Source organism: Nonomuraea sp. B1E8, assembly GCF_039871515.1.
GTDB lineage: Bacteria > Actinomycetota > Actinomycetes > Streptosporangiales > Streptosporangiaceae > Nonomuraea.
In genome coordinates, this window is record NZ_JBDPLS010000020.1 from 17065 (window position 1) to 40737 (window position 23673).

Sequence of the window (23673 nt, forward strand, 5' to 3'; positions counted from 1 at the left end):
GGCGTCACTGTAGCGGGTGGCGACCTCAGTTTCAGGTGTGATCCGGAGACTCTGGACAGCAAGTGATCTAATGACTAGAACTGTAGGGAGCCTCCTCCCCCAAGGACCAGTGATGACGCGATTCCGCTCTGCCCTCGCACCCCTCGCCATCGCGTTGGCCGGCCTGACGGCCGTGCCGCAGCCGGTCTGGGCCGCGCCTCCCAAACCTGCGCCCTCCGCCGCACCGCAGGAGCAGCCCGCCACCGCCGCCTCCGAGTGCGCCCCGACCGTCGCGGGCGCCACCACGAACGCCCGCCTGACCACGTTGTTCACCACCTACGGCAACGACAACAGCCGCCTGGACGACTGGACGGGCGCCGACGGCACCTATTCGCTCAGGCTGCCTGGCGGCAAGGAGTTGTGGATCTTCTCCGACACCTTCCTCGGCCAGGTCAACCCCGACGGCTCCCGACCGCCCGTGGTCGAGGAGGGTGGCACGACCGTCTTCCTGAACAACACGTTCGCCGTCGAGCGCGACGGCAGGCTGTCCACGATTTACGACGGCACCGCCGAGAAGCCGACCGCGGTGATGCCGCCGCGCGACGAGAACCACTGGTTCTGGGCCGGTGACGCGACGCTGGCCGGGGGGATCGTGGAGGTCACCTACCAGGAGTACGAGCGCTTCGGCGACGGCGCGTGGGACTGGCGCTGGCACCGCAACGTGGTGGCCAGGTTCGCCCCCGGGCGGCTCGACGAGCCGATCAGCGTGCACGACCTGCCCTCGGGGCACGGCGTCTCGTGGGCTTCGGCGACCCTGAAGGACGGCGGGTACACCTACGTCTACGGCGTGGAGGATCTCGGTTCGCCGAAGTACATGCACGTCGCCAGGGTCAAGGGGCAGAGCCTGCTGGGCCGCTGGGAATATCTCAAGGCGGACGGCACCTGGTCACCCGACGAGGCCGACTCGGCGCGGGTGATGAGCGGGGTGGCGAACGAGTACAGCGTCAGCAAGGTCGGATCCGGATATGTCCTGATCACTCATGACACCACCGAGGCGCTCAACCCGAACATCGTCGCCTACTCCTCCTGCTCACCGGCCGGACCGTTCACCGGCAAGCAACACGTGTACACGACCCCCGAGACCAAGGGCGACGTCTTCACCTACAACGCCCACGCGCATCCCGACGTGGCGGGCGACGGGCTCGTGATCTCGTACAACGTCAACAGCTTCGTGAACACCGACCACTACCGTGACGTGTCGATCTACCGGCCCCGATTCCTGGATGTGACGTTCGAGTGAGGCGTAACTGGGCGGCCCGCCTGCGGCACGTCACGATCGACGGGCTGCGGGCGGTCGTGCTGGAGAACGAACGGCTGCGCGTGACGGTCGTGCCGGACAAGGGCGGCGACGTGGTCGAGTTCCTGCACAAGCCCACCGACACCGACTTCGTCTGGCTCTCCCCGCAGGGCCTGCGCAACCCGCGCGACCACCTCCAGGGAGCGGCCGACGACGTCGCCCAGTTCGTCGACCACTACGAGGGCGGCTGGCAGGAGGTCTTCCCCAGCGGCGGCGCGCCGAGCGAATACCGGGGCGCGCGGCTGGCCCAGCACGGCGAGGTCTCGGGGTTGCCGTGGGAGTGCCAGGTCGTGGCCGACTCCGAGGAGGAGGTCGCGGTGCGGCTGCGCGTGCGCACGCGGCGGCTGCCGTACGCGGTGGAGAAGGTCTTCCGGCTGCGGTCGGGCACGGTGGCGCTGGAGATCGAAGGACGGGCCACCAACGAGTCGGACCTCCCGCTGCACGCCATGTGGGGCCGGCACATCGTGTACGGCCTGCCGTTCCTGCGGCCGGGCGCCAGGATCAGGCTTCCCGAGGGCGTCACCGTGATCCCGCACGAGAGCGCGATCGGCCCCGGCGGGCGGCGGGTCCAGGCGGGCGGGCCCTGGCAGTGGCCGGTCGTGCCGGCGGACGGGGGCGGCGAGACGGACCTGAGCGTGGTGCCGGAACGGGGTGCGCCGAGCGACATCGTGTACCTGACCGGCTTCGACGAGGGTTGGTACGAGATTTCCGGGGATATCGGCATGCGGGTGGAGTGGGATGCGACGCTCCTGCCGTACCTGTGGATGTGGCAGGAGCTCGGCGCGTCGACCGGCTATCCCTGGTGGGGACGGGCCTACACGGTCGGCCTCGAACCCTTCTCCAGCATGCCCACCGACGGCCTGGCCGCCGCCGTCGCCAACGGCACGGCCCTCACCCTGAACCCCCACGAGACGAAAGAACTGCGGTTGCGCGCGGAGGTGCTGGCATGAGCGAGTTCGGCGGGAAAGTCGCGCTGGTGACGGGCGGCTCGATGGGCATCGGCCGGGCGGTGGTCGACCGGCTGGCCGACGGTGGGGCGTCCGTGGTCTTCTGCGGCGCCGACCAGAGCGCCGAGCTCGACAGCGAGCACGTCGTCGGCAGGATCGCCGACGTCCGCAGCGCCGGCGCCATGCGCGGCCTCGTGGACCTGGCCGTGGCCAGGTTCGGCGGGCTCGACATCGTGGTGACCTGCGCGGGCGTGCAGCGCTACGGCACGGTCGAGGACACCCCTGAGGAGGTCTGGGACGAGGTGCTCGACATCAACCTCAAGGGCGTCTATCTCGCGTGCAAAGCCGCGGTGCCGAGGCTGCGGGCCCGCGGCGGCGGCTCGATCGTGATCATGTCGTCGGTCCAGGCGTTCTCCTCGCAGGCCCAGGTGGCCGCCTACACCGCGAGCAAGGCCGCGCTCAACGGCCTGACCAGGGCCATGGCGCTCGACCACGCGGCCGACGGGATCAGGGTGAACGTGGTCTGCCCCGGCTCGGTGGACACGCCGATGTTGCGCTGGGCGGCCGACCTGTGGCGCGGCGAGCTGTCGCAGGAGGAGCAGGTGGCGCAGTGGGGCCGCTCCCACCCGCTGGGCCGCGTGGCCAAGCCCGATGAGGTGGCCGAGATGGTGGCGTTCCTGGCGGGCCCGCGCGCGTCGTTCATCACCGGGGCCGAGCACCGCGTGGACGGCGGGCTGCTGGCCCAGAACCCGGCGGCGCTTCCGGAGTAGGTCGAGCGGAGCCCACGGGTTCCTCCACCGGCGCACCAGAGCCGGCAACAGTTCCGTCAACGCGACGAAAGGCCACGTCACAGGACTGATACGAGTGAGTCGGCGGGCCGGGGCACGCGACCTCGCACGGGCGCACAGCCCTTACGGGATCGGCGAGTCACCACGACTCGTGTTCGATTCGGCACGCCACGTTACCGAGGTCGAAAACGACTCACCGATCGAGGAGAGACCTGTGAGGCTATCCAAGAAGGCCGCCGGCATCGTCGCCGTGGCCGCGATGTTCACCGTGGTCGCCCCCGCGGCCACCGCGGTGGCGAGCCCCCGCTCGACCTGCTACGGCGGTCGTGTCTGCCTGTACGCGGGCTTCGACTACAACCGCGGCCAGATCGACCACTGGCGTGACTTCGTCAAGGACGACTCCAACCTTGCCGACAACAACTGGCTGAACTGGGACTTCAGCAACACCTGGCACAGCATGGACAACGAGACCAGCTCGGTCAGGAACCGGGTCGGCTGCAGCGCCACCCTGTGGCAGCACCCCGGCTACACCGGCGCGCACAGCACGTTCACGCACAACTCGAACGACGGTTACCTGTCGAACAACGCCATCGGCAACAACCGCACCAGCGCGATCGACATCTGGTGCCGCTGAGAAATGACGGGAGTGCCGGTTTCCGGGCTTGGCCGCCGGAAACCGGTCGCCGGGGGGTCCTCGCGAGCACGCTGCTGCTGGTGGCGTCGGCCGCGGCCTGTGCCGCCGACGAGCCCGCCGCCCCTGCGGCGCCCGGCAGTGACACCGCCGAAATGACGCAGCTGGTGCTGCCGTTCGACGCCTACAAGACCACTCCCAAGCAGCGGGCCGTTCTGGGCAATGCCCACAACCATCTCGTCGTCCAGTGCATGCGCGAGCGGGGCGACACCGTCACCCCACCCGCCGAGGACGCCGACACGATCGCCGCGGTGGATCCCGGCAACTCCCGCCGCTACGGTGTCTCGGACATCGAGGCGGCCAAGCAGTACGGCTACCACCTGGCCAGGCCGCCCTCTCCCGACACGACCGGCGCGTGGGCCGCCAAGCTGCCCAAGCCGGTCCGCCACCGCCTGTACGGCACCGCCGCCGACCGCGGCTGCCTGGACCGCGCGACGCAGGCCCTGGACAAGGGGGCACGCAAGGCGGACTGGCCGTGGTTGTCGCTGCAGGACTCGCTCACGCTGGAGCAGGCGGCCAAGGACCCCGCGGTGAAGGAGGCGGTCAGGCGCTGGCAGTCGTGCATGAGCCAGGCCGGCCACTCCTACCCGTCGCCGGAGGCGGCCATCGCCGACAGCCGCTGGAACCTGGACGATCCGGAGGTCACCGAGGAGGAGAAGCAGACGGCGACCGCCGACACCCGGTGCAAGTGGTCGTCGGGCCTCGTGCTGGCCTGGTACGGAGCCGACGCCGAACTGCAGCAGCAAGTCATCGCCGACAATCCCGGACGGTTCGCCGCGCTCCGCGCCAACCTCAAGCAGCGGCTGAAACGGGCGTCAAGCCTGCTGGCCCAGCACAAAAGCGGCGAGGTCGGCTGACTGGCGCAGCCTGCTGGGCTCGTGGACGTACATCATGTGGCCGGCCTCGTAGTACTTGAACTCGACGTTGGCGGCCAGCTCCGCGGGCACCGGCAGGTGGGCGAGGGCGTGCTCGGCGGCGTAGTAGGGGGTCGCGCCGTCGTGGTAGCCGCTGGCCACGTGCACGCGCAGGTGCGGGTTGGCGCGCATGGCGGCGGCCAGCTTGTCGGTGACGCTGACGTGCGCGCCCTCGAACTCCTTGAACGACCACGGGTAGACCCGCGAGGTGAGCACCTCGTACGCCAGGTCGCTGGCGTACCCGAGTTCCGCGCGCAGGTAGTGGTTGAGTGCGGCGCTGAACGGCCCCATGATCGCGTTGGAGCTGGGGTCGGCGAAGAAGTGTTCGCGCCCCGCGTCGGGGTCCCAGCCGGTGAAGCGCCCGTCGAGGCGGCCGACGACCTGGCGGCGCGGGCGCAGCAGCTCGGTGAAGAACCGGATGTGCTCGATCCGCAGGTTCACCCGGTCGACGTAGTCCTCGCTGAGCCCGGTCAGCGAGGCGATCCTGGCCACGGCGGACGCGCGCTCGTCGGCGGTGAGCCGGTTGCCGCGGGCCAGCGCCCACGGGTAGTCGCGCTCGGCGAACGCCTCGGCCTCGCGCAGCACGTCGGCCAGCGGCCGGTCGCCGTGCAGCCCGTGGTAGTGGGCGATGGCCGCGTAGGTCGGCAGGTAGAGGGCGTGGGCCAGGTCGTTGCCCTCGTTGAACTCGCCGGTGATGAAGTCGAGCACCGAGGAGATCAGCATCACGCCGTTGATGTACATGCCGTAGCGCGACTGCAGGTGCTCGGCCAGCCCGGCGGCCCTGACCGTGCCGTACGACTCGCCCGCCAGGAACTTCGGTGACATCCACCGCGCGTTCCTGGTGGTCCACAGCCTGATGAGCTCGCCGACCGACTCCAGGTCGCCGGTGAACCCGTGGTACGGCTCCGCCTTCTCCCCCTCGGCCGCCCGCGAGTAGCCGGTGGAGACGGGGTCGATGAAGACCAGGTCGCTCACCGCCAGCAGGCTCTCCTCGTTGTCGGCCAGGCCGTACGGGGGAGGCAGGAGCGCGCCCGCGTCCCCCATGACGACCCGGCGCGGCCCGAGCACGCCGAGGTGCAGCCACACGCTCGACGATCCGGGGCCGCCGTTGAAGGCGAACGTCACCGGCCGGGTCGGCGGGTCGGCGCCGTCCAGCGTGTACGCGGTGACGAACATCTCGGCCTTGGGGCGCAGGCCGTCGAAGGCGCCGTCGGTGTAGACCTCCTCGCGCAGCACGATCGTGCCGGCGGTGGCGGTGTACCGCTCCCCCGACGGCAGGGTGTGGGAGGTGGTGACCAGGTTGTCGGCGGGCGGGGCGGGCCGCGAGGGTTCAGACATACCGCATCATTATGGTGCTATTCCACGGACGCGACGGTGGGGTCGGCGAAGCGCGCGTTGGGCACGGTGGCGTACCAGCCGGGCCGGCCGGGGTCGCGGTCGTACGGGTAGCCGCCCATCTCGCGGTAGAGCTCGGCGTATTGCGCCACCCGCTCCCTGTCGAGCCGCACGCCCAGCCCTGGGCCGTCGGGCACGGCGATGGCGCCCTCCGAGTACGCCATCTTGCCGCCCTCGATCACGTCGTCGCGCAGCTGGTGGTAGTGCGCGTCGGCGGAGTAGGTGAGGTTCGGCAGCACCGCGCCGAGGTGGAGCATGGTGGCGAGCTGGATGCCGAGCTCGCCCGACGAGTGCACGGCCACCCCGATCTGGAAGGTCTCGCACACCCCTGCCGCCTTCACGCACGGCCGGATGCCGCCCCAGAAGGTCGTGTCGAGCAGCACCACGTCGGCGGCCCTGCGCAGCACGTTGGAGGCGAGCTGCTCGAAGTTGACCACGACCGTGTTGGTCGCCAGCGGCACCCTGACCTGCTCGCGCACGGCCCGCAGCCCTTCGAGCCCCCAGACCGGGTCCTCCAGGTAGTCGTTGTTGAGCCCTTCGATGGCCCGGCCGAAGCGCAGGCCCTCCGCCACCGACAACACGGCGTTCGGGTCGTACCTGAGCCGGTCGCCGGGGAACGCCTCGGCCAGCGCCCGGTAACACTCCAGCTCGTGATCCGGCGGGAACACGCCGCCCTTGAGCTTGTGCACGGTGAACCCGTGCGCCGCCTTGAGCTCCGCGGTGTGCGCGACGAGCTGGTCGGGCGTGCGGATCTCGGCGTGGCCCTCGGCGGCGTACCGGAAGAACAGGTAGGAGGCGAACGGGACGGCGTCGCGGACGCGCCCGCCCAGCAGGTCGCTGGCGGGCACGCCGAGGTGCTGCCCGATGAGGTCGACGCAGGCGAACTCGATGGCGGCCAGCAGCTGGGTCCTGTTGTTGTAGAGCGAGGCCGTCGGGTTGGCGATCTTGAAGCGGAGCGCCTCCAGCTGGAAGGGATCATGATCCTTCAGGTACGGCATGAGCGCGCGGAAGGCCGACTCCGCGCTCTCGCCTCCGCCGCCCATCTCCCCCAGGCCGATCAGCCCGTTGTCGGCCTCGACCTCGACGATCGTGCGGACGAACCGCCCCCAGTGCGCGCCGTTGCTGTGCCGCAGCGGCGCTTCGAGCGGGACCGCGACCGTCGTGGCCCTGATGTCAACGATCTTCACGCGCACGTCCCCCAGACAACGGCGACCCCGCAGGCGGGCAGCCGTACCTTGACCGACTCGTCCACCACGTCCAGCCCGCGGGCCGAGCGCAGGCCCGGCAACGTCACCGTCGCCTCGACCGGCTCGGCGGCCAGCGACTGGAGCCGCACCACGCGCTCGTCACCCGACCGCCCGAGCGACGTGACCAGCACGTCGGGGTGGTCGACGGAGACGTACGTCCCGGTGGCGGCGGGGCCGTCGCCGATGAGCGCGCCGACGAACGGCTCGGTCAGCCCCGCGGCGACCGCCGCCCCGAGCCGCCTGCCTCCAGTTCCGGCCTCGCTGGTGACCGCGTAGCGGAACGTGGTCTCGCCCTGCTGCTGGGCGGGGAAGTTCGTGTCCCAGATGTTGTTGAGCGCCCACGAGTAGACCGTGCCGTCCTCCTGGTCGAGGGTCGGCGGGAACGGCGCGTACGGCATGTGGATGGTGCCGAGCTGCACCAGCGGCGCCTCCAGCGTGGCCCAGGCGATGGTCAGCTCGGGGTCCTCGAACGCGATCCAGTGCCGGATCGGCAACATGTACTCGGCCGAGCCGGGCACCCGCGGCACGTCGGGGCCGCCGACGCCGCCGGTCAGCTCCCAGGCCGTGGCCTGGCCCGCGGCGAACGGGAAGGCCAGGAAGACCGCCTCCTTCGAGGGGGTGCCCTGCTTGGCGAGCTGGTAGGTCAGGTCGACCCTGGGCACGCCGTTGTGCAGCTCGATCGTGGTGCGCAGCCAGTCGACGCCCTTGGCCCGCAGCTCCACGACGAGCTTCTCGCCCACGGCGGTGCGCTGGACCTTGGTGATGACGGCGTTCCTGCCGATGGCGCGGTCGCCGAGCAGGGTGCGGTCATGCGCCCCCACGTGTCCCGACATGTGGTTGAAATGCGGGGCGGTGGCGTACTGGTCGTAGACGTACTGGCCGAAGCCGGCCGCGGCCTCGCCGTTGACCAGCTCGCGGCCCGCCCGCTTGTCGAAGATCGAGCTGACGTAGCCCTCGCGCACGTCGTACGCCACGCGGTAGAACTCGTTCTCGATCACCCCGTCGAGGGCCGGCTCGACCGGCTCGGGGGCCTGGGTCTCGCCGGGCACGACGTCGAGGCGGGCGTAGCCGTACCCCGGGATGTCCTCGACGACCGCGTGCACGTGCCGCCCGATCGGCCGGGTCGGCCAGTCCACCGGGTCGACCAGCTCCTCGTGGTGCGGCAGCGTCCGCCCGGTCCGCGCGTCCACCAGCGCGATCGGCACGTCCACGCCCACGACGTCCCTCGGCAGGAACGCGCGCACGACGTCGGTGCGCGCCCGAGTGCCGGGGTTGAAGACGGCGAACGCGGCCAGCGCGCCGCCCGTCCCCTGCTCCCCGCCTGCCCCCGTCAGCGCGGCGGCGAACCTGCGGGTCGCGGCGTGCAGCAGGTCGGACGCGTCGTCCTGGGCCTGGTAGGCGCCCGACGACTTGCGCGTCCACTGCAGGCCGCCCGAGTCGCCCGCTTCCTCGGCGTCCTCCCACGGGTTGGCCGCGCCCCACGTGTGCTCGTTGAACAACGCCACCTTGTCGTAGGCCGCGTCGATCTGCTCGGTGGCGTCCTCGCCGGCCAGCGTGTGCAGCGTCTCGGCCACCCGCAGCGCCGACTGGGCCCTGCGCACGTAGCCGAGCGGGCGCGCGCCCGAGCCGAGCCCGTCGGCCCACCAGTCGGTCCAGTCGCCCTCGTGCACCGAGAGCCGGTCGAGATAGCGCTCCTCGACGTGCTCGAAGAAGTCCTTGTTGGCGGCCGAGCGCAGGCGCGGGTAGGCCCACTTCTCGTTCCACCTGCGGGCGATCGACGCCGGCACGATCGACGGGCCCGCGTTGTCGGCGTGCGCCCCCTGCACCCGCAGGTGCAGCACATCCAGCTCGTACGGCTCCTTGGGCGCGTCCGGCCCCTGCCACCCGAAGGTGCCCGGCCCGTACGGGTAGCCCCGCGTGGCCAGCGCCGACAGGTAGCGCGGCAGCAGGTCGTCGGCCAGCTCGAAGGAGTCGGTCAGCCCGACCGTGTTGCCCTCCATGTACGCCATGCCGTGCGGCGTGTCCGTGAACCACACGATGACCTCGTTGCCGCTCGGCGCCCGCCACCGGAACGGCCTGGTCAGCTTGTCGCCGCCGTGCAGGTAGGGCACCGACCGGCCGGCCCAGTTGTGGGCCGCGGCCAGGTAGCGCACGCCGTGCGCGCTGAGCGCGTCGACCAGGCCGACGACCGCGCCGGGCACGTCGGTGTGCATCGCGGACGTGGTGGCGAAGCCGTACCGGTCCTTGAGCTGGGAGGTGAAGCGGAGCTGCCGGTGCAGCTCCTCGGTCGAGCAGGCCTCGGTGTGCAGCTGGAACGGCAGCGCGGTCACCTCGATGACGCCCTCGCGGGCCCGCGCGGCGAACGCCTCGACCAGCTCCGGCGGCCGCGCGTCGAGCCACTTCAGCGCCGGCATCGACGACTCGACGCTCCACCGGAACTTGGCGTCGTCCGGCCAGGACGAGGTCTCCTCGGCCAGCCGCAGCGCCGCGTCCAGGTAGTCGAGGTGGTGGCGGAGCACCGTGCCCTGCGGGTCGGTGTAGCCGATGTCCAGGTGCGAGTGGTGCACGACGAACACACTCCACTTGCGCTGCGGCGTCACCGTGACCCTGGCCGAGCCGACCACGCCCGCGTCGTCGCGGCACTCCAGCGTCAGCTCGCGCGGCGCGTCCACCTCCGGCACCAGCAGCGTCACGTCGCTGCCCGCCGCGCTGTCCACATCCACCAGCGTGTGCGTGAGCGGCCGGCTGCTGGACACCCTGACCGCCTGGCGGCCGTCGTGGGTGAACAGCGGCAACACCGAGACCCGCACCTCCAGCCCGCGCACGCTGATCACCGGTGTCGAGGTGTCGTCGCGCAGCGCCTGCCTGATCCCGTCATAGTCGGGACTGCCCAGGCTCCGCTGGAGCAACCGGCTCGTCATCAAACACTCCCTAGAGACAGGCCCCTGGCGAAGAGGCGCTGGGTGGCGAGGAACAACACGACCGTCGGCAACGAGACCACTAGGCCCGCCGCCAGGCCGACGGGCACCGGGGTTCCGGCGTACACGTCGGTCATGAGGCCGGCGATGGCGGTCATCACGGGCCGCACCTCCTCGGTCTGCGTCAGGGTCAGGCCGAAGATGAGGTCGTTCCAGATGAAGGTGAACTCGAGGATGAACACGGCGGTCAGCGCGCTGGCCGAGATCGGCAGGTAGATGCGCCAGAAGACGCGCCACGTGGACGCGCCGTCCATCCGCGCGGCCTCGAAGATCGAGAAGGCCACGCCGGAGTAGAAGTTGCGCAACACGAACGCGGCCAGCGGCACGTTGATCGCCGTGTAGATGAGGATCATGCCGAGCCTGGAGTCGTACAGGCCGGCGTCGCTGTAGCCGACGAAGAGCGGCACGAGCAACATCTGCGAGGGGAAGATCGTGCCGCCGAAGATCAGCAGGAACCACCAGAACCCGTACCTCAGCCGCAGCACCACGATCGTGTAGCCGGCCAGCGCGCCCACCAGCACGCCGAGCAGCGGCGAGACGACGCTGTAGAGCGCGGTGCTGGCCAGGCTCTGGGTCAGGTCGGCGCTGTCGAGCGCCCGCGCGAAGTTCTCGAACAGCGCGAAGTCGCCGGACGGCACCCACGCGCTGCCCGGATCGTACGAGCCGGCCGGGCGCGCGGCGTTGACCAGCAGCAGGTACGTCGGCCCGAGCCAGACCAGCCCGAGCACGACGAGCACGGCACGCCTGATCATGTGGCGGTCACCTGCCTCTTGAGATAGAGGTACGACGCCAGCCCCGTGACCACGGTCAGCATCACCGCGACCGCCGACCCGTAGCCGTAGTCGCTGGCCACGAACGTCTCCTTGTACATCGTCACCGCGAGGGTCTCCGAGTTGCGGCCGGGCCCGCCCTGCGTCAGCACCCACACGATGTCGAACGTCTTCAGCCCGGCCACCAGCGCGAGCCCCACCACGACGGCCGTCAGCGGCCTCATCAGCGGCCAGATGACGTGCCGGAACAGCCGCCACCCCGAAGCGCCGTCGAGCCGGGCGGCCTCGATGGGCTCCTTGGGGATCGACTGCAGGCCCACGACGAACAGCAGCGTGTTGACGCCGAGCTGCTGCCACGTCCAGACCAGCAGCATGGCGACCGTGTTGGCGGGCGCGTCCTGGAGGAACGCGGTGTCCACGCCGAGCATCAGGTTGGCGATCCCGCCGTGCGACAGGATCGGGCTCCACACCATGGCGAGGCCGGCGCCGCTCAGCGCGTACGGCAACATGAACGGCAGGCGGTACCAGGCGCCGCCCTTCAGGTCGTACGACAACACCGCCACCAGCAGCCCGAGTCCGACCGGCAGCACCATCGTGCCGACCACCCAGATCAGCGTGTTGCGGGTCGAGGTGAGCAGCGCCGGGTCGTCGAACAGCTTGGTGAAGTTGCGCAGCCCGATCCACGCGGGCGGCTCCAGCCCGTCGTAGCGGGTCAGGCTCAGGTAGGCCGTCCACACGAACGGCGCGTAGAGCAGCCCCGCGACCAGGAGGGCGGCCGGGGCGACGTAACCGTGCTTGAAGCGGCCGAGCAAAGGAGCACGTGTGCTCACTGATGCGTGCTCCAGTACTCGTCGGCGGCCTGCTGGATGGTCTCCAGGACCTCCTTGTACGAGTCCGGCTGGGTGACGAACTTGCTGAACCCGTCGAGCGCGGCCGTCAGCACGGGCGGCGGCGTGGCCTCGAAGTAGCGGTTGACCAGACGGTATTTCCCGCCGCCCGCGTCCTTGGTGACGGCGCCGAGCGCCTTGTCGGCGATCTCCACCTTCGGGTTGGCGCTCACGTCACCCCGGCTCGTCGCCCACTTCTCCTGGGCCTCGGCGGTCGTCCACCACTTGAGGTACTTCGTGCTGGCGTCGGGGTCGGCCGCCTTCACCAGCGAGCACAGCGGCCCGCTCTCGAAGATCATCGAGGTCTTGGGCAGCGCGGGGTTGACGTTGGGGATGACGAAGAAGTCGTAGTCCTCGCCGGCCTTGAGGTCGCGCTGGGTCATGCTGGTGTTGAACCAGGTGCCGAACGACACCATGGCGGCCTTGCCGTTCTTCATCACGTCGCCGGGGTCGGTCTTGTCACCCGGGTTGATGAAGTAGCCGGCGTCGATCAGCTGCTTCCACTTCTCCATCACCTGCACCACACCCGGGTCGGTGTACTTCGCCTCGCCGGTGGACAGGCGGTCGTACAGGTCGGGGTCGGTGCCGGCCAGGAGCTGCTCGAACCAGACGAACGAGAACAGCACGCTGGTGTGGTAGAAGGCCTTCACGCCGTTCTGCTTCAGCGTGTCGGCGGTCCTGATGAGGTCGTCCCAGGTCTCCGGGGGCTTCAGGCCGTGCTTGTCGAAGATCTTCTTGTTGTAGAACATGCCCCAGTAGGCGACGTTCATCGGCACGCAGTACTGCTTGCCGCCGATCGTGTAGTAGGGCATGAGGTCTTTCGACAGGTCGCCGTTCTTGATCGCCTCCTGCCAGATCGCCGAGGTGTCGGCCACCTGCTTCTGCTTGACGATCTGCTCCAGCATTCCCCCGGTCTGCCAGGTGAACAGGTCAGGCTTGACGTCGGTGCGGAACGACGCCTTGATGAACGCCTGGTACTGGGCCGAGTCGGTGTATCCCGTCGGCTTGATGCTCAGGCCGACGCTCTGCTTGGACAGAGCACTCATCTCGTCGAAGTACTTCGTCCAGGCGCCCTTGTCGTTGTACAGCGTCAGCTCGGTCTTCTTCTCCCGCGGCGCGTCGGCGCCGTTGCCGCCGCAGGCGGTCAGGACGAGCGCCGCCACGCCGAGCGTGACCACACGTGACCGGAACATGGGCCGGCCTCCTTGTTTCCATCGGGGGTTCAACCGGGGGGTTCAACCCGGGGGGTGCAACCTGTGCTCTATGACCGTCCTGACCTCGACCAGATGGGCCCGCATGCGCTCCTCGGCCTGAGCCGCGTCACGCGCCTCGATGGCCTCCAGGATCGCCAGGTGCTCTTCGTAGTCACGCCGCCGGTCGTCGAAGATCTGCAGGATCTCCCGCTGCTCCGGCCCGTGGACGAGGAGCAGCGAGTCGACGACCTCGTGGAGCACGCTGTTGCCCGCCATCCGCGCGGTCGCCCGGTGGAAGGACATGTTCGCCTCGTGCAGCTCGGCGTCGTCGCCGCGCAGGTGCTTGCCCGCCCTGTCGAGCACGCCCTTGAGCGCGGCCAGCTCCTCGCCCTCCGCGTGTTGCGCGGCCATCGCGGCCAGCGGCGGCTCGATGACGATCCGCGCCCCGAGCAGCTCGACGAGCTGGGCGGCGTGCACCTCGCGCATGTTGGGGTTGGGCAGGACCAGCCGCTCGATGGCGGCGCCGACGTAGATGCCGGAGCCGTGCCGCAGCTCGATGGCGCCGGTGGCCTCGAGCCTGCGCAGCGCCTCGCGCAACGTCGGGGTGGTGACGGCGAAGCGCTGGGAGAGCTCCCTGGTCGAGGGCAGCCTGTCGCCTGGCCGGTGCCCGCCCTTGCGGATGAGCTCCAGCATGCGCTCGGTGAGAGCGTCGGAAAGCGTGGGCCGCGTCACCTCGGACATATCAAGTGATCTAATCACTTATTCCCATCGGCGTCTATGCGCCGAGCAGAACTCACGGCAAAGGATGCACCTTCCCAAGGGATTGGAGGCCGGCGCGCAAGGGTCACATCACCTGGTGGCGGAGGTAGACGACGCCGGAGTCGAACACCCTGCTCTCGACCAGGCGGGTTCTGACCGAGGCGGCGAGTTCGGGGAAGAACCGCTTGCCCTGGCCCAGCACGACCGGATGCATGAGCAGGTGGAACTCGTCGACCAGGCCGAGCCGCACCAGGCTGTGCGCCAGCGTCGCCCCGCCCACCTCCAGGTCGCCGCCGTCCTGCCGCTTCAGCCTCGTGACCTCCTCCTCGACATCGCCGGTCATGAGCGTGCTGTTCCAGCCCACTTCGGCGAGCGTCCTGGAGAAGACGTGTTTCGGCATGGCCCGCCAGACCCGCGCGAAGTCCGTGACGACCGGCGGGGCGTCCGGATGCTGATCGGCCGTGGGCCAGAAGGCGGACATGTTCTCGTACATGCGCCTGCCGTAGAGGGCGCCCCCCATGCCGCGCGCCATGTCGTTGCAGAACGCGTGCACCTCGTCGTCGGGGGCGGTCCAGCCGATGTCGCCGCCGGGCGCCTCAACGTAGCCGTCGAGCGACACCATCATGCAGTAGATGACTTTTCGCATGCCTGTAGAGACCTCCGGGGCCGGCGAAACTCATCTCATTTCAGCGGGGGCGGCCGCCCAGCCGTCTTTCGCGCCGGGCTCGCCTGGAGTCCGCGGCGCCGTCACAGGGGCCGTGACGGGTGCGACCGAGGAGCTCGAATCACGCACCACCAACCGGGGCTGAAGTGCGACCGACCCACTCGTCCGCCCCTCAAGCATGTCGATCAGTGATCGTGCCGCTGTCTCCCCCATCTCCCGCAGGGGCGTGTGGACGCTCGACAACGGGATCGGAAGATCCTGCGCGATCGCGATGTCGTTGTAGCCGACCAGCGCCATGTCGCGCCCCACGACCAGCCCGTTGTCCCTGAGTGCCCCCATCGCCCCTATGGCCGCGGAGTCATTGACCGCGAAGATCGCCGTTGGGCGTCGCGGCAACGTGAGCAGCTCCTGCGCAGCTCGCCGTCCCCCCTGGGGGTCGAAATCCGTGTGGACGATCTGCGCTTGGCCGACGGCGATGCCGGCCCGCTCGTACACCTCCACGCATCCTCGGACCCGATCGAGAGCAGTGGGGTAACGCGGCCCGGCGATGATGCCGATCTCGCGATGACCTGCCTGCAGGAGGTGCTCGCCCACCAACCGTCCTCCCAGCACGTCGTTTCCGGTCACCGAGACGTGCCCTTCGGCACGGTGGTTGACCAGGACATGCAGGGTCCTGGATCGGGACAACTCTTCGTAGATCTTCTCGTCGAGGGTGGGGTCGCCGATCACCAGGCCGTCGACCCTGCGGCTGAGAAGCATCTCGACCCGCTCCCGGCGCCGTTCCGGCGCGCCCAGGGTGTTGGTGACGATGGTCTGGTAGCCGAGGCCGAAGGCCGCGGTGTCGATACCGCTGAGAATCGTGGCGAGCACGACGTCGTGCAGCTTCGGCAGCAGGACCCCCAGAACCATGCTGCGTCTGGTTCGAAGGCTTGCCGCCGTGAGGTCGGGGCGATAGCCGAGACGTTTGGCGACCTCCCGCACCCGCTCTTCGGTTTCGGCGAAATCCGCCCTACGGGGTCCAGGCGCCCGTCGGAGAATCCTCGACACCGTCGAAGGATGCACTCCGGCCACCTCCGCGATCAGCTTGTGCGTCGGCGGCTTCGATCCACGGCCTGACGGCTCGTTCATCGACTGTTGCCTCCCCATGTGAAGGTGTGGAGTCGCAGGAAATCATCCCAATGAAGCACTTGACAGGCAGCGTACATGCAGTCGATTGTAGCTACATGCAGTCGACTGTAGGTAGATGTTCGAGCATCAACCCTTGAGTCGGCTACTTCAAGCCGGACCGGGCATCACCCAGCCAGGTCATGAAACGGACGCGTCGCGCACAGCGTCTGATCAGCTAAGAGGCACAGAAGATGCGTAGTAAAACACTCGCAGCAGCCGTTGCTCTCACCCTCACGGCCGTAGGTTGTGCAAACTCGGCCGACGATCCGAGCACGGGCTCCGACCCCATCAAGATCGGCCTCTCAACCCCCCTGTCAGGATCAGCCGCCGCGCTCGGAGAAAATGAACGCAACGGCGTCCAACTGGCCATCGATCAGGTCAACAAAGACGGTGGTCTCCTGGGGAGCCGAAAACTCGCACTCGCCGCCCAGGACAATGCCTGCAACCCGACCGACGGCGTTGGATCCGTCACCAAACTCATCACCCAGCAGCAGGTGTCGGCAGTGATCGGCGCTCTGTGCAGCGGGGTCACCCTTGCCGCGATGCCGCTGGCCAAGCGATATCAGGTGCCACTGGTGGTCTCGACGTCCACGTCGCCTGACATCACCACGGGAGCCGGCAAGGGAGGCAACGACTTCACGTTCCGGATCAATCCCTCTGACGCGACGCTCGCCGTCGCCTTGTCCACATACCTGCAAACAGCAGGCGATGCGCGCGACGTGGCCATCCTTGCCGAGGACAGCACGTACGGCCGGACAGGCGCCGCAGCCCTGGAAAAGGCGCTCGCCGACAAGGGCATCAAGGTGACGGCGGTCGACTTCGTGGCCCAGGGGACCTCCGACTTCTCACCGCAGATCAGCAAATATCGCAACAACGGCACTCAGTCGGTCGCCCTGTACATCACAGGCGCCGATCATCTTTCGTACCTGCGCCAGGCCGCCAGCGCCAAACTGGGACTGCCGGTGACGGGCCGCGTCGAACTCGAGGGCCAGAACCTCGACATCCTCAAGGACCGGCAGTTCGCCGGATCGTCCAGCGTCTACCCCTACAGTTCCCTGATCCAGACGCCGGCGAACGCGAAGTTCACCAAAGCCTATGAGAGCGCCTACAAAACCCCGCCCACCTATGAATCATTCGAGGGCTACAGCGCTGTCATGGTGATCGCGGATGCCATTCGCCGAGCGAACAGCGCCGAACCGAAGGCCATTCAGAAAGCGCTGGTGAGCACCGACCTCGCCTCTCTTACCGGGGGCACGCTGAAGTTCGACGCCAACCACCAGGCCCACGACAAGGCATTCATCATGCAGATCAGAAACGGCAAGACCGTCATCGTGTCGGACGTCGTCACCTGATCCGTCCCTGTCGGCAGACTGACGACTGGAGGTCATCGCGTGGACGCGACGTACACCTGGGAACTGATCGCCAACGGCGTGGTGCTGGGGTCCAGCTATGCGCTGCTCGCCGCAGGCCTGGCCGTGATCTTCGGTGTTCTCAATGTTGTGAACTTCGCCCATGGGGCGTTGTACATGCTGGGGGCGTTCGCCGCCTACTTCTTCATCCCGCTCACCGGCTATTGGGTGGGCATCCTGCTCACCGCGGCGACCATGGCGCTCATAGGAATCGTCATGCAGGAAGGCCTGCTTCGCCGCCTTCCCGCCGATGGAGCGTTCTCCAGGACCATGCTGCTGACCCTGGGCCTGGCCATGATCATCCAGAACGGGGCGATCATGCTCTGGGGCGCAGGGCCACGGCAGTTGCCCGAGGACGCCAGGCCGCAGGGCCACCTCGTACTTGGAGACGTGATCATCCCGATCGGACGCGCCTTCATCGTCGTCGTGGCGGTCGTCACGCTCGGGGCGCTCTACCTGCTGCTCAGCCGGACGCAGGTGGGCCGGGCCATGCGCGGCGTCTCGCAGAACCCCACGGCGGCGCTGGTCGTGGGAATCTCTCCGGAGCGGATCGGCCGGCTGGCGATGGCTCTCGGCGTCGGCCTGGCCGGCATCGCCGGTGCGACGTTGACGCCGGTCTTCACGGTCAGCCCGCAAATGGGCATCACGATCGTCTTCAAGGTGTTCGCCATCGTCGTCATCGGCGGCCTGGGCAGCGTGCCCGGTGCAGTGATCGTTTCCTACCTCGTCGGCATGCTCGAAAGCTTCGCCGGAGGTTACGGATCCGCCATGACCCAAAGTGTCAGTGTCTTCCTGTTCATGATCGCAATTATGTTGGTGCGGCCGCAGGGCCTGTTCTCGACAGAGGTACGAGTATGACGGCGGACCTGAAAGTGCATGATCCGGCCGAAACAGGTGACGCGATGTCGGGCAAACCCTCGTCTCATCTGACCAGATGGCTGGGAGGCCGGCACCTCAATCCGCTGCTTCCCACAACCGCCGCCATCGCGCTGGCACCTGCCGTGGTGACCGACGACTACTTCATCGACGTCGCCAACCTCGCGCTGACGTTCATGGTGCTGGGAACGGCCTTCAACCTGCTGTACGGCTACGTGGGAATGCTCTCCTTCGCCCAGGTCGCCTTCGTCGGCATCGGAGGATATGCCACCAGCTGGCTGGTGACCCACACCGACCTGTGGCAACCCGCGGCCTTTCTCGCCGGCGGTGGAGTGGCCGCCCTGGTCGCCGCGGCGGTCGGAGCCGTCACCGTGCGCTTGTCGGAGGGCGCGTTCGCCATCATCACGCTGAGCTTCACCTTGCTCTGCGCGATCGTCGCCGCGGAGTGGACCAGCGTGACCGGCGGAAGGCAGGGCATGTTCGGACTGCCTGCCCCGTCATTGTCGCTGGGCTCCGTCGAGCTGGCGGCGGACACGCCGAGAAGCTACTACTACCTGCTGGCCGGCTTCACCGTGCTCGCGTTGTGGGCCATGCAACGCCTGGTCACATCGGCCGCGGGCAGCGTGATGATCGCGATCCGCGACAACGAGCCGCTGGCCAAGGCACAGGGCTACGCGACGAACACGTACAAGCTCGCCGTCTTCACCTTCTGCGCGTTCGTCACCGGGCTGGCAGGAGCGCTCCACACTTTCCGGCTGACCACCATCGACCCGTCCATCTTCGACTTCTACCTCATGCAGGTGATGCTCATCATCGTGATCCTCGGAGGCGCCGGAACCTTCTGGCCGGTCGCTTACAGTGCCGTGCTCTTCGCCGTTCTTCCCGAGGTGCTGCGCATGGCGGACGAGGCCCGCCTCATCGTCTACGGCGCGCTGCTGGTCCTCGGACTGCTTTTCGTTCCGCAAGGTGTCGGAGGATTCCTCCGAGCACGGGCGATGAACAGACATCTGCGCGCCATGAAAGGTGGCCGCTCGTGATGGCCGCCCCCGGGGGTACGGCCCCTCCAGCCCTGCAGGTCACCGGCCTGGGAAAGTCGTTCATGGGCGTTGCGGCACTGTCGGATGTCGATTTCACCCTCAGCACGGGTAGCGTACTCGGCCTCATCGGCCCGAACGGATCGGGTAAGTCGACGGCTCTCGACTGCGTGACCGGCTTCGTGCAACCCGACTGCGGACGGATCCTGCTGGACGGAGAGTCCATCTTCGGCAAGGCGCCCCACGTCATCGCCAAGGCCGGCCTGGTGCGAACGTTCCAGACCGTGAAACTGTACGACCAGCTCACCTTGGACGATCATCTGAGCCTTTCACTGCGCGGGCTGAACAGGACAGGCCGTTCCGGAAGCTCTCGCAGGCGCTCGTCGGACATGAACCGAGCGACGTCCTGGCTGGTCAAGTTCGGGCTCGAGCGGCTTCGCTCAGCGCCTGCCGGCATCCTGTCCTACGGCCAGAAGAAGCTGCTCGCCCTGGCTGCGGCACTCGTGACCCAGCCACGGATCGCCCTGCTCGACGAACCGCTGGCGGGGGTGAATCCGCGGATCATCGATTTGATCCGCGATGCCGTTCTGCAGGCCAACAGCGAGGGCCAGACCTTTCTCATCATCGAGCACAACGTCGAGTTCATCACCTCCTGCTGCTCCGAAGTCGTGGTGCTGGACGCGGGCAAGAAGCTCGCCGCGGGACCGCCCTCGGTCATCTGGGACGACCCGGCCGTGTACGAAGCCTTCCTCGGAAGAAAGGGGGACGGTCATGCCGGCTGATCGGCATCTGAGCGTCTCGGCGTTTTCCGCCGGATATCTATCGGGCGTGCCCATCGTCAACGATCTGACCTACGGATTCGCCAGTGGATGCCTCACGACGATCGTGGGCCCCAACGGGGCAGGAAAATCTTCCCTGCTCAAAGGCATCTACGGGTTGACCAAGTGGTGCAAGGGGTCCATCCGTATCGGCGATCGTGACATCACCACGTTGCCCGCCTGGAGCCGCATGCAGGCCGGCATCAGCCTGGTTCCTCAGGGACGCTGCAACTTTCCGCGCATGACCGTGCAGGAAAATCTGCAGCTGGGGGTTTACACGCTGCCACGCGGCAGCCGTGCGGTCGCGGTCGCCGAATCGCTGGACCAGTTTCCCGCCCTCGCCGCCCAGCGGACGCGTCCGGCCGGAAATCTCAGCGGCGGGCAGCAGCAGCTCCTGGAGATCGCCATGGCGATGATGGCGCGTCCCAGAGTGCTGCTCATCGACGAACCATCGCTCGGGCTCTCCCCCAAGGCGCGGTGCCAGATCTTCGACGAGCTGAAGGAGATCGCCGCCCACGGCGTGTGCGTTGTCATGGTGGAGCAGAACGTGATCGAAGGTCTCGCGGCCTCGGACGTCGCCGTCGTCATGGTCGACGGCCGTATCCATCGGCACGGGCCGGCCGGGGAGGTCCTCGGTGATCCGGAGATGAAGAACGTCTTTCTCGGAGGCAGGCCTGACGCCCCCGCCCCTGGACACGAACCCGACAGGAGACGTCATGACGACGACGGTAACTGACCACCTGAGCCGTACGATCGTCGGCGACACCGGCCGGGGTCTGGTCGAGGCCGGCCGATTGGCCAGCGGCAATACGATCGGCATTCCCTACATGATTGCCCGCGGAAAAGGTAGTGGCCCTTGCCTGTGGGTCAACGCGGCAGTCCATGGTGACGAGTCGCAGGCGGCTATCGTCGCAACGGAGTTCTTCCGCTCCATCTCGTCACTTCCCCTGTACGGCAACGTCATTGTGACGCCCGTCGCCAACCCCCTGGCCTTCGACTACCGGCGCAAGCATTCCCCCTTCGACGGAGTAGATCTCGATCAGAGCTTCCCCGGAAGGGCCGACTTCCTCGGCACGCAGCGGCTCGCCCATCGCCTTTACGAGGAGTTCGCACCGCTGGCCGACGTGGTGGTCAACATCCATACCATGGGCCCCTTCCTCGATGCCTGCAACTACGCCGTCTACAAGTTGCATCCGCGAGAAGCCCACGAGCACGACCTTCTGTCCATGATCTCCTTGCTCGATCCACGGGTGGCCTGCCGTATGGACGTCTCGGGTCCAGGCGAACTGCCCGGTCACATAGCCGGGGCGCTGGACTATCAGATGATGGAGCTGGGCAAGCGGGCCTTCATGCTGGAGGCAGGCGCAGGAGGCCGGCTCGACCGTGAGGCTGTGGACAGGGCCGTCGCCGGTCTCGTCCGCCTCGCCACGGCAATCGGCACCGCGAAGGGAAACCCGTTCGCATGGCCGACCTCGATATGCCGGGCTACTCGACGTACACACGTCACCACCGCTGACGGCGGCTTCTTCCACGCGCTCGTCGCTCCCGGTGAGGTAGCCGCGGCGGGACAACCTCTCGGCGAGGTCCGCAACGCCTTCGGTGACATCGTGGCAACGGTCAGCATGCCTTCGCCGGCGCTGGTGATCGGCATCCGACGTGACCCCGTCGTGCACTCCGGTGATCGCGTGGCATTCGTCGCCACCGAATGGAGCGACGTCGATCTGACCTCAGCACCCCGGACGTCGCCATGAGCAGACAGAGCCGGCAGGTCGAAGCAGCCGAGATCGGGACTCTTCACGTGGCTGCGGGAGAAACCCTGCGTGTGATCAACTCGCTCGGCGGGCAAGTCGTCGACGCGTGGTTCTTCGCCGCGGACGACTGGACCGAGCACGTCTGCATGAGCCACTCACGTGCGGCTCTGCGCACGATCCGGCCAGTGGTGGGAAGTGCCTTCGTCACCTGCCGGCGGGTTCCGCTGATCACGATGGTCGCCGACACGTCGCCCGGCATCCACGACATGACCATGCCCCCCTGCGACCGATGGCGTTATCAGCAGCTCAACGCTCCGGGGCATCGCAACTGCGCCGACAATCTCAGGTCTGCTCTGCACGCGGCAGGACATACACCTGGTGCGCTGCTGCCTGACCCGCTCAATCTCTTCCAGAACTCTCCCGTCGCCCCCGACGGGCACATAACGTTCCGGGAATCCCCCGCGCCGGCCGGCTCCTATGTCGATCTGCGGGCGGACAGAGATCTCGTCGCGTTCCTGTCCGTGTGTCCCATGGACATCATGCCGATCAATGGTGGTAGCCCGCGAGGGATCGCGGCCGCCGTTCTCGACGAGGTGACGTAGATGTCGACGTCACCGTCCGATCTGACGCTGGAAGAGACCAGGGCCGCCCTCTACCGGAAAGAGATCTCTCCCCGTGAGGTGGCCGCCGGCTACCTGGAGGCGATCAACCGCTGGGAACCGGCGCTGGGCGCCTTCGTGTCACTGAGCGAGGACCGCGTGCTCAACGTCTCCCGAATCGTCACGGACGAGTTCGGAAGGGGCGTGTTCAGGCCGTTGGCAGGCATCGGTGTGAGCGTCAAGGACAACATCGACGTCGCCGGACTGCAGACCACGGCCGGATCGTCGTGGCTGAACGAGCAGGCCACCGACGACGCCGAATGCTGGCGTCGCGTGGAGCTGTCCGGAGCGGTGCACATCGGCAAGACCAACATGCACGAATTCGCCTACGGCGCCACCAACGTCAATCACAAGGCCCAGACCACCCGCAATCCCTGGGACCGCCGCCATATCAGTGGCGGATCCAGTGGCGGAAGCGCCGTGTCCGTGGCCATCGGTTCCTGCGGCGCGTCACTCGGCACCGACACCGGAGGATCCGTACGCATCCCCGCGGCCCTCACCGGCGTCACGGGCTTCAAGCCGACCTTGGGCCGGATACCCACCGCCGGGGTTTTTCCGCTCAGTCCCGCCTGCGACACCGTCGGTGTGATCAGCCGCACGGCCGCCGGCTGCGCCCGCGTCTTCCGAAGTCTGGTCCTGCACGGCGAGCTCGAGCACGACGACCCTTGGCGACTGTCGTTGCGCGGAGCTCACCTGGGCGTCGTGATGTCACATGTCTCCCGGTCCTCCCCGGCTGTCAGCGACGCCTTCCGTCGCGCGCTCGACGCTGTCGAAGCGTTGGGCGCGACGGTGGAACCCTTCGAGCTCCCCCACGAAGAGGACGCCCGGCTCAGCACGGGCACCATCGTTCAGTTCGAAGCAGCTCAGGTGCATCGTCGCTGGCTGCACGACCGTGGCGAAGACTATGGGGACGATGTCAGGGCACGTCTGGAGACCGGGCTCACGGTGTCCGGCCGGCGATACCGCGCGGCCAAGGACGATCGCAGCGAACTCGCGGCGAAGATGCTGGAGAGCCAGAGCCGGTTCGACGCCGTCATCGGTCCAACGGTCCCCATCACCGCTCCCCGCGTCGAAGCGTGCGGTCTCGCGCAGGCAGCCGGCATGCAGGCCGCGTTGCTGGCGAACACCTACTGCTTCAACGTCACCGGCCAGCCGGCGATCTCCGTTCCCTGCGGAATGGCGAGCGACGGCCTGCCGGTGGGACTCCAGATCGCAGCGGCCCCGGGCCGGGATTGGGACGTCCTCAGGATCGCCAGGGCACTGCAGAGAACAACCGAGTGGCATCGTCGTCGCCCGTCGTTGGAAGGGCTGAGGAGATGAACGCCGCGCAGCCCTCTCAACCCCTCTGGCGCGTACGCCCACACTGACCTTCGAAATCTTTCTTGTGAAA

The 23673-nt window shown here is 68.1% G+C and carries 22 protein-coding genes; 13 read left to right on the forward strand and 9 right to left on the reverse strand.

Annotated elements, in window-relative coordinates:
- The first annotated feature begins 112 nt into the window (after positions 1-112).
- The 5 genes from ABGA98_RS41535 (at position 113) to ABGA98_RS41555 (ending at position 4619) form a co-directional block, all read left to right on the forward strand.
- Positions 113-1279: a DUF4185 domain-containing protein gene (locus ABGA98_RS41535; protein WP_347623974.1), complete on the forward strand. Its 1167-nt coding sequence runs from the start codon at positions 113-115 to the stop codon at positions 1277-1279.
- Entirely contained in the window at positions 1276-2286 is a 1011-nt protein-coding gene (locus tag ABGA98_RS41540; RefSeq protein ID WP_347623975.1) for a DUF4432 family protein, read from the forward strand. Before ABGA98_RS41535 ends, ABGA98_RS41540 begins: the two co-directional genes overlap by 4 nt.
- Positions 2283-3053, forward strand: a complete 771-nt coding sequence (locus ABGA98_RS41545; RefSeq protein ID WP_347623976.1) for an SDR family oxidoreductase — start codon at positions 2283-2285, stop codon at positions 3051-3053. The genes ABGA98_RS41540 and ABGA98_RS41545 overlap by 4 nt, the downstream gene beginning before the upstream one ends.
- A 232-nt stretch (positions 3054-3285) precedes the next feature.
- Positions 3286-3705, forward strand: coding sequence for a peptidase inhibitor family I36 protein (locus ABGA98_RS41550; RefSeq protein ID WP_347623977.1), 420 nt, complete (start codon positions 3286-3288; stop codon positions 3703-3705).
- Between the two features lie 80 nt (positions 3706-3785).
- Positions 3786-4619 (forward strand): hypothetical protein, encoded by an 834-nt coding sequence (locus ABGA98_RS41555; RefSeq protein WP_347623978.1) that lies wholly within the window; start codon positions 3786-3788, stop codon positions 4617-4619.
- On the opposite strand, the gene ABGA98_RS41560 is transcribed toward ABGA98_RS41555, so the two are convergent.
- The 9 genes from ABGA98_RS41560 to ABGA98_RS41600 form a co-directional block, all read right to left on the reverse strand.
- Positions 4578-6014, reverse strand: a complete 1437-nt coding sequence (locus ABGA98_RS41560; RefSeq protein WP_347623979.1) for a peptidase S10 — start codon at positions 6012-6014, stop codon at positions 4578-4580. The two genes, ABGA98_RS41555 and ABGA98_RS41560, sit on opposite strands and share 42 nt — an antisense overlap.
- Positions 6015-6031: 17 nt before the next feature.
- Positions 6032-7258: an enolase C-terminal domain-like protein gene (locus ABGA98_RS41565; protein ID WP_347623980.1), complete on the reverse strand. Its 1227-nt coding sequence runs from the start codon at positions 7256-7258 to the stop codon at positions 6032-6034.
- Entirely contained in the window at positions 7255-10239 is a 2985-nt protein-coding gene (locus ABGA98_RS41570; protein ID WP_347623981.1) for a glycoside hydrolase family 38 C-terminal domain-containing protein, read from the reverse strand. The genes ABGA98_RS41565 and ABGA98_RS41570 overlap by 4 nt, the downstream gene beginning before the upstream one ends.
- Positions 10239-11048 (reverse strand): carbohydrate ABC transporter permease, encoded by an 810-nt coding sequence (locus ABGA98_RS41575; RefSeq protein WP_347623982.1) that lies wholly within the window; start codon positions 11046-11048, stop codon positions 10239-10241. Before ABGA98_RS41575 ends, ABGA98_RS41570 begins: the two co-directional genes overlap by 1 nt.
- Entirely contained in the window at positions 11045-11896 is an 852-nt protein-coding gene (locus ABGA98_RS41580; RefSeq protein ID WP_347623983.1) for a sugar ABC transporter permease, read from the reverse strand. The genes ABGA98_RS41575 and ABGA98_RS41580 overlap by 4 nt, the downstream gene beginning before the upstream one ends.
- Positions 11893-13146, reverse strand: coding sequence for an ABC transporter substrate-binding protein (locus tag ABGA98_RS41585; RefSeq protein ID WP_347623984.1), 1254 nt, complete (start codon positions 13144-13146; stop codon positions 11893-11895). The genes ABGA98_RS41580 and ABGA98_RS41585 overlap by 4 nt, the downstream gene beginning before the upstream one ends.
- Before the next feature lie 42 nt (positions 13147-13188).
- Positions 13189-13887 carry a FadR/GntR family transcriptional regulator gene (locus tag ABGA98_RS41590; RefSeq protein ID WP_347623985.1) on the reverse strand — a complete coding sequence of 233 codons (699 nt, stop codon included), beginning with the start codon at positions 13885-13887 and terminating at the stop codon, positions 13189-13191.
- Between the two features lie 103 nt (positions 13888-13990).
- Positions 13991-14551, reverse strand: a complete 561-nt coding sequence (locus ABGA98_RS41595; protein ID WP_347623986.1) for a dihydrofolate reductase family protein — start codon at positions 14549-14551, stop codon at positions 13991-13993.
- 30 nt (positions 14552-14581) lie between these two features.
- A complete protein-coding gene (locus tag ABGA98_RS41600; protein ID WP_347623987.1) occupies positions 14582-15715 on the reverse strand; it encodes a LacI family DNA-binding transcriptional regulator in 1134 nt (377 codons plus the stop codon).
- 212 nt (positions 15716-15927) lie between these two features.
- On the opposite strand from ABGA98_RS41600, the gene ABGA98_RS41605 reads away from it, so the two are divergent.
- The 8 genes from ABGA98_RS41605 to ABGA98_RS41640 are packed head-to-tail and all read left to right on the forward strand — an operon-like array spanning position 15928 to position 23603.
- A complete protein-coding gene (locus tag ABGA98_RS41605) occupies positions 15928-17088 on the forward strand; it encodes an ABC transporter substrate-binding protein (protein ID WP_347623988.1) in 1161 nt (386 codons plus the stop codon).
- Positions 17089-17127: 39 nt separating this feature from the next.
- Positions 17128-18003: a branched-chain amino acid ABC transporter permease gene (locus ABGA98_RS41610; RefSeq protein WP_347623989.1), complete on the forward strand. Its 876-nt coding sequence runs from the start codon at positions 17128-17130 to the stop codon at positions 18001-18003.
- Between the two features lie 44 nt (positions 18004-18047).
- Positions 18048-19058, forward strand: a complete 1011-nt coding sequence (locus ABGA98_RS41615) for a branched-chain amino acid ABC transporter permease (RefSeq protein ID WP_347623990.1) — start codon at positions 18048-18050, stop codon at positions 19056-19058.
- Positions 19058-19837 carry an ATP-binding cassette domain-containing protein gene (locus ABGA98_RS41620; protein ID WP_347624081.1) on the forward strand — a complete coding sequence of 260 codons (780 nt, stop codon included), beginning with the start codon at positions 19058-19060 and terminating at the stop codon, positions 19835-19837. Before ABGA98_RS41615 ends, ABGA98_RS41620 begins: the two co-directional genes overlap by 1 nt.
- Positions 19827-20609 carry an ABC transporter ATP-binding protein gene (locus tag ABGA98_RS41625; protein ID WP_347623991.1) on the forward strand — a complete coding sequence of 261 codons (783 nt, stop codon included), beginning with the start codon at positions 19827-19829 and terminating at the stop codon, positions 20607-20609. The genes ABGA98_RS41620 and ABGA98_RS41625 overlap by 11 nt, the downstream gene beginning before the upstream one ends.
- Positions 20590-21624, forward strand: coding sequence for a M14 family metallopeptidase (locus tag ABGA98_RS41630; protein WP_347623992.1), 1035 nt, complete (start codon positions 20590-20592; stop codon positions 21622-21624). The genes ABGA98_RS41625 and ABGA98_RS41630 overlap by 20 nt, the downstream gene beginning before the upstream one ends.
- Positions 21621-22226, forward strand: coding sequence for an urea carboxylase-associated family protein (locus ABGA98_RS41635; protein ID WP_347623993.1), 606 nt, complete (start codon positions 21621-21623; stop codon positions 22224-22226). The genes ABGA98_RS41630 and ABGA98_RS41635 overlap by 4 nt, the downstream gene beginning before the upstream one ends.
- Entirely contained in the window at positions 22227-23603 is a 1377-nt protein-coding gene (locus tag ABGA98_RS41640) for an amidase (protein WP_347623994.1), read from the forward strand.
- Positions 23604-23673: the final 70 nt, after the last annotated feature.

Excerpts from the sequence above, each read along its gene's own strand:
- ABGA98_RS41535 (WP_347623974.1), top strand. The coding sequence starts at position 113 with ATGACGCGATTCCGCTCTGCCCTCGCACCCCTCGCCATCGCGTTGGCC.
- ABGA98_RS41545 (WP_347623976.1), top strand. The coding sequence starts at position 2,283 with ATGAGCGAGTTCGGCGGGAAAGTCGCGCTGGTGACGGGCGGCTCGATG.
- ABGA98_RS41560 (WP_347623979.1), bottom strand. The coding sequence starts at position 6,014 with ATGTCTGAACCCTCGCGGCCCGCCCCGCCCGCCGACAACCTGGTCACC.
- ABGA98_RS41570 (WP_347623981.1), bottom strand. The coding sequence starts at position 10,239 with ATGACGAGCCGGTTGCTCCAGCGGAGCCTGGGCAGTCCCGACTATGAC.
- ABGA98_RS41575 (WP_347623982.1), bottom strand. The coding sequence starts at position 11,048 with ATGATCAGGCGTGCCGTGCTCGTCGTGCTCGGGCTGGTCTGGCTCGGG.
- ABGA98_RS41585 (WP_347623984.1), bottom strand. The coding sequence starts at position 13,146 with ATGTTCCGGTCACGTGTGGTCACGCTCGGCGTGGCGGCGCTCGTCCTG.
- ABGA98_RS41590 (WP_347623985.1), bottom strand. The coding sequence starts at position 13,887 with ATGTCCGAGGTGACGCGGCCCACGCTTTCCGACGCTCTCACCGAGCGC.
- ABGA98_RS41595 (WP_347623986.1), bottom strand. The coding sequence starts at position 14,551 with ATGCGAAAAGTCATCTACTGCATGATGGTGTCGCTCGACGGCTACGTT.
- ABGA98_RS41600 (WP_347623987.1), bottom strand. The coding sequence starts at position 15,715 with ATGGGGAGGCAACAGTCGATGAACGAGCCGTCAGGCCGTGGATCGAAG.
- ABGA98_RS41605 (WP_347623988.1), top strand. The coding sequence starts at position 15,928 with ATGCGTAGTAAAACACTCGCAGCAGCCGTTGCTCTCACCCTCACGGCC.
- ABGA98_RS41615 (WP_347623990.1), top strand. The coding sequence starts at position 18,048 with ATGTCGGGCAAACCCTCGTCTCATCTGACCAGATGGCTGGGAGGCCGG.
- ABGA98_RS41620 (WP_347624081.1), top strand. The coding sequence starts at position 19,058 with ATGGCCGCCCCCGGGGGTACGGCCCCTCCAGCCCTGCAGGTCACCGGC.
- ABGA98_RS41625 (WP_347623991.1), top strand. The coding sequence starts at position 19,827 with ATGCCGGCTGATCGGCATCTGAGCGTCTCGGCGTTTTCCGCCGGATAT.
- ABGA98_RS41630 (WP_347623992.1), top strand. The coding sequence starts at position 20,590 with ATGACGACGACGGTAACTGACCACCTGAGCCGTACGATCGTCGGCGAC.
- ABGA98_RS41635 (WP_347623993.1), top strand. The coding sequence starts at position 21,621 with ATGAGCAGACAGAGCCGGCAGGTCGAAGCAGCCGAGATCGGGACTCTT.
- ABGA98_RS41640 (WP_347623994.1), top strand. The coding sequence starts at position 22,227 with ATGTCGACGTCACCGTCCGATCTGACGCTGGAAGAGACCAGGGCCGCC.